At 42.2% G+C, this 4,788-nt stretch carries 5 protein-coding genes and 1 pseudogene; 5 read left to right on the top strand and 1 reads right to left on the bottom strand.

Going from position 1 to position 4,788, the window contains the following annotated elements:
* Positions 1-186 precede the first annotated feature (186 nt).
* Positions 187-336 carry a hypothetical protein gene (locus tag F6K38_RS29695; RefSeq protein ID WP_158026621.1) on the top strand — a complete coding sequence of 50 codons (150 nt, stop codon included), beginning with the start codon at positions 187-189 and terminating at the stop codon, positions 334-336.
* Positions 337-402: 66 nt separating this feature from the next.
* Complete coding sequence (locus F6K38_RS29690; protein ID WP_287314212.1) at positions 403-1,323, top strand: pentapeptide repeat-containing protein; 921 nt, start codon at positions 403-405, stop codon at positions 1,321-1,323.
* 663 nt (positions 1,324-1,986) lie between these two features.
* Here F6K38_RS29690 and F6K38_RS29685 read toward each other — a convergent pair.
* Positions 1,987-2,187 carry a hypothetical protein gene (locus tag F6K38_RS29685; protein WP_287257015.1) on the bottom strand — a complete coding sequence of 67 codons (201 nt, stop codon included), beginning with the start codon at positions 2,185-2,187 and terminating at the stop codon, positions 1,987-1,989.
* A 523-nt stretch (positions 2,188-2,710) separates the two neighbouring features.
* On the opposite strand from F6K38_RS29685, the gene F6K38_RS29680 reads away from it, so the two are divergent.
* The 3 genes and pseudogenes from F6K38_RS29680 to F6K38_RS29670 form a co-directional block, all read left to right on the top strand.
* A complete protein-coding gene (locus F6K38_RS29680; RefSeq protein WP_287358668.1) occupies positions 2,711-3,706 on the top strand; it encodes a M23 family metallopeptidase in 996 nt (331 codons plus the stop codon).
* Between the two features lie 245 nt (positions 3,707-3,951).
* The gene (locus F6K38_RS29675) at positions 3,952-4,128 is read left to right on the top strand and encodes a hypothetical protein (RefSeq protein WP_287314207.1); all 177 of its coding nucleotides are present in this window, start codon (positions 3,952-3,954) and stop codon (positions 4,126-4,128) included.
* 66 nt (positions 4,129-4,194) lie between these two features.
* Positions 4,195-4,788 (top strand): annotated as a pseudogene (locus F6K38_RS29670) (hypothetical protein); the annotation flags it as partial.

The raw sequence follows: 4,788 nt of genomic DNA, 5'->3' as shown, positions 1-4,788 counted from the left end.
GCTACTTGAGGTGCTATCAGCTTTGTGGCACAGGCTTCGACGCATCGGACCTAACTCAAATTAAACGAATACTTAGCCCTTTTCTTGATGCACTCGCTCACGGTAGGGGCTGCATCGCTTATTCGCGCATCACCTCAAGTAGCCTGGGCTATGGGTATAAGCTGACGGCTGACCGCTGACTGCTGAATGCTTACACGCGAACAGCTTATCCGTTACGTCCCAGCGTCGAAGCCTGTGCCACGCTACACCGAACAGCTTTTGAAGAAAACAGGTAAGCATTGGAATAATGCTGAGTTAAGTCACAAGCTAGAAGCCTCTGCCACGGCTGACCGCTGACCGCTGACCACTGACCGCTGAATGCTTACATGTGACGATAAGATTGATAGTAAAAGGATAACTAAAATGAAGCAGTTACTGTTACTGTTAGCTTTGGCGGGATTTCTGAGTTTAGGGAGTGCGATCGCTAAATTAAATTCCCCTCAACCTCCGGATCTACAGTATCTGCTAGAGCGTGGTGAATGTTCAGCTTGTGTATTAGAGGGGGGAAATCTACAGGGGCTCAATTTTCATTTTGCTGAGCTAGAAGGAGCAAATTTGCAACATATTCATGGCAAAGGCGCTAACTTTGAGGGGGCAAATTGTGGGAAAAGTCAATGGCAAAATTCTCAGCTTCAGTATGCTGATTTTAGGGATGCTAATCTGAGCCATGCTAATTTACAACATGCTGATTTAATGGTAGCAAATTTCAAGGGAGCAAACCTGATTGAGGCTGATCTAGATTACGCTAATCTCCAAGGTGGTAAGTTTCAAGCTGCCCAAATCAGTAATGGACATTTACAGAGTGCTAATTTGGCCTATGCTCATTTAGAAGGAGCTAATCTAGCTAATGCTGATTTAAGCAACAGTCGGTTGGAAGGAGCAATACTGAAGGGGGCTAATTTGCAGGGAGCAAGTTTAGCAGGGGCTAATTTGAATAAAGCTAATTTACAGGGGGCTAATTTAAAAGGGGCTAATCTAAATTTTACTAACTTCACAAACGCTAACCTATCTGATACTTATCTTGGGGGAGCAATGCTAGACCAAACCAACCTTGAAAATGCTGTGCTGGAAAGAGCTTGTTTCGGTCCTGTGGAATGTACTCTCAAAACCCATTCAATGACATCGTTTTCAACAGCGGCTACTTTCAAAGAGGTTAACTTCAAGGGAACGAACGTAAAAGGAACAAGTTTTAAGGGAATTGATGGGGAAACTATTCCCTGGGAAACTATGGAACTGTGCAATACAATTTTACCTGATGGAGTGGTAAGCGATCGCGATTGTTAGAATTAAGAATTTAGAATTTAGAATTTAGAATTGGGAGTAGGGAGTAGGGAGTAGGGAGTAGGGAGCAGGTAAGAGGTAAAAGGCAAGAGGCAAGAGGCAAGAGGCAATAGGTAATAGGCAATAGGTAATAGGTAATAGGTAATAGGTAATAGGTAAAAAATCCTATGTACCTCTTAGTTATGGAAAACGCTGTATTAGCTTATTAGCTCATTATATAGCAATTCTCTATGCCATCAGGTACAAAGGTATCCCCCTAAATCCCCCGAGCGAGGGATTGCTCGCTCGGGGGACTTTGAGGTTGAGAAGCGTACCTCATAAATCCTATAAACCCTATAACTAATAATTTTATCATCCTTTGATGATGTTGTGATCCAAAATTACTAAACCATAAGTATTCCATTCCCGATTCCCAATTCCCGATTCCCGATTCCCGATTCCCGATTCCCGATTCCCAATTCTCAATTCTTAATTCCCAATTCTAAATTCTAAATTCTTAATTTCCTAAAAAAATAGCCGTAGAAATACTATCCACGGCTATGTCAATCACATATGTCAGAAATTTCCGAAACCCAAGGCCCCCGGGGGGGAAAACCCCCCAGAATTTTAGCGATGCAGCGCGGTCTTGGGGGTTTCCCCCATGAGCGACTGCATCAAGACAAGGTGTTATGGCAACAACCAATACTTGGTCATAGTAGTCATCACTTCACCTGGAATATCGGTCGGTTCTAGAGGCGTCCACTCCGCGATTTCTGCATAGCCTAGGGCATAAAGCATCTGCATACTATGAATTACTGATTCACGAGGACCTTTGAGAGTGTGCTGAGTAGGTTGTTTCTTGAAGTTGCGAGTAAATTTTTCTGACATTGTGAAAAAGTTCAGCTTGGTTTATATTTATTATTGTAATGATTATATTTTTAGTTGTCAAGGGTTTTTATTTTTTTTTTAGGGTTAATAAAAAAAAATTATTTGACCGATAATAGGCTAGATAATTTTATTTTTTAATATCATTTTTTTTGGTATAATAATTGTAAGCATTCAGCCGTCAGCCGTCAGCCGTCAGCTAAAGGCTCACGCTACGCGAACAGCTTTTTGGCACAGGCTTTGGCCAAAGGCCACGCTGTGCGAACGACGCTGGGACTTCACTCAGATTAAACCAATGGTTACTTGTTGTCTTGATGCAATAGCGAGTGGGGAAACCCCCTGTTCCCTTGCTGCATCGCTTATTCAAAAGCTGTTCGCGTAGCGCTTAAGCTGAATACTTACTAATAATTTTACAGCTACAGCGGTTTACAATTTAATCAGGTACACAGGATTTTTTACCTACTCCCTACTCCCTACTCCCTACTCCCTGTTCCCTGTTCCCTGTTCCTTATTTAATGTTAAAATTATGTCCAACAATCCTAACTATGATGCTCTTAAGGCAGCAATGAAATCTTTGCACGACCAGACAGTATTTCCTGTGGCTGGTAAAGATTTCCGTCATATTGGATCGACGTTTATGTGTCGTACAGAAATCGATTCTGTCTCCTCAGACTTTCACCGTGGTATTGATATTGGAGAAATGGATGGTCAGGCTGGTGATGATGATATTATTGCTGCCTATGACGGGGTTTTTTGGGGATACCGGGAATACTCTGGTGCTGGTTGTACCGTGAGGCTGCGTCATCAGTTTCCGACACCGTTTACTTACCATGGCAAAACAGTCAAGTATTTTTATACGTGGTATTGTCATCTCGACAAAGACAGCACGTTGCCGATTGTTAGTGGTTGGAAAAAAGGAAAAGATGGAGAAGCGATTAGTGCTGGTCAGTTAATCGGCAAAATGGGAAAAAGTGGAGAAACTAATGTAGTTCATTTGCATTTTGAGATTAGGATAGGTACTAATAATTCTTTAGAATATCAATTAGCAAATCCTCAGGTGACTCAATGGGGCTTCGATCCACATATTCACCCAATGCTACTCTACCAACCCCACGCTCCAGCTGCTTCACCATCGTTAACTCAGGTTGGTAGCTGTGTACCAGGAAATCCTGTGGTGCTGGAATATGCAATACACCGGGAGCAACCTCTGCTTAATCGAGTTGAAATTAAGATTATTGATCGTAGTACGGAAATGGCGGTTAAATCTCACGTTGTTGATTTAACTCTCCGGGAGGGAATGGACCCAAGGGAAACAAAAAAGTTGGATAACCTTGACCGGGATAAAACTCATTTTGAGTCTATTCCCTTTGGGTATCATCCAACAGTAAGTGAGTATAAGACGAAAATAATTATACCTGCTGAGTATATCGATAGTTACTTTGATTCTAATTATCAACTGAAGATTGAAGTATCTGATATTTGGGATTATAAAGTGGGTGAAAGTTTGTCTCTTAGTGTTTAGGGAGCGGTGCGACCCGTGGCGAATTTAATTCGCCTACGGAAAGCGCACCGTAGGGAGTAGGGACTTCGGAGCAGTGTCAAGATATCCGAGGAGTTTTTGGTGTTACGATAAATTAAGATTGGTTGTCATAATTTATTGATAAATGCTAGAATTTATTAGCTCTTGCTTCTTACCTCTTGCCTTTACCTAAGAGATTCCGTTCACAACTCAAATAGAAATATTATATTGACTGACCTGTCACTCCCATGAACGAAGAACGCCTCCAAGCCTATCGAAAGTTGATTGACCAACTACTCGCGGAGTCTAATGATCAAGAAGTCTCTCAGATTTTGAATAGCTACCGGGATTTGGTGGATGGGGGATTGCAGCAGACAATGCTGGCAGTGGCGGAAAATTTGCGAATCCAGGGCGATTTAAATTAGTTGAATTTTGTAATGAATATTGTCAAGCGGTTGTCTAATTTTGTAATAACTCTTGTAGAGCGGTTGATGGGGGTGAATCGCCACACATCTGATGCCAAAGTCAACTTTCTCTTACAGGTACTACAAGCAACCGCAGAGAGTAATAGTGACGCGCAGGTAGTTTACCCATTACTGAAAGCAAATACAGACAAACTAGATGATAGATTAGCAGAATTATTGCGGGTTGTAGCAACAACTATCCTAGCGGAAGCGGAAGCAGATCAAGCGGAATACTTAGCAGCAGTTATTGGCAATTTCAGCAATCTAATTCAGCAATTCCCCTTGGGTGACAAAGCCAGCACTATGGAAATTGCCATCACGGGCTATGAAGTCGCACTAACTGTTTTCACCCGTGAAGCTTTTCCTATTAATTGGGCATCCACTCAAAACAATCTCGGTCTTGCTTACCGTAACAGAATCACAGGGGATAAAGCACAAAACCTCGAAGATGCGATCGCTTGCTACCAATCCGCTTTATCAGTTTTCACCCGTGAAGCTTTTCCCATTGATTGGGCATCGACTCAAAACAATCTCGGTCTTGCTTACTCAAACAGAATCACAGGGGATAAAGCACAAAACCTCGAAAATGCGATCGCTTGCTACCAATTGGCTTTAGAAGTA

It is taken from the genome of Moorena sp. SIO3B2, assembly GCF_010692525.1.
Classification (GTDB): domain Bacteria; phylum Cyanobacteriota; class Cyanobacteriia; order Cyanobacteriales; family Coleofasciculaceae; genus Moorena; species Moorena producens.
This window is presented reverse-complemented; position numbering and strand designations above follow the sequence as displayed.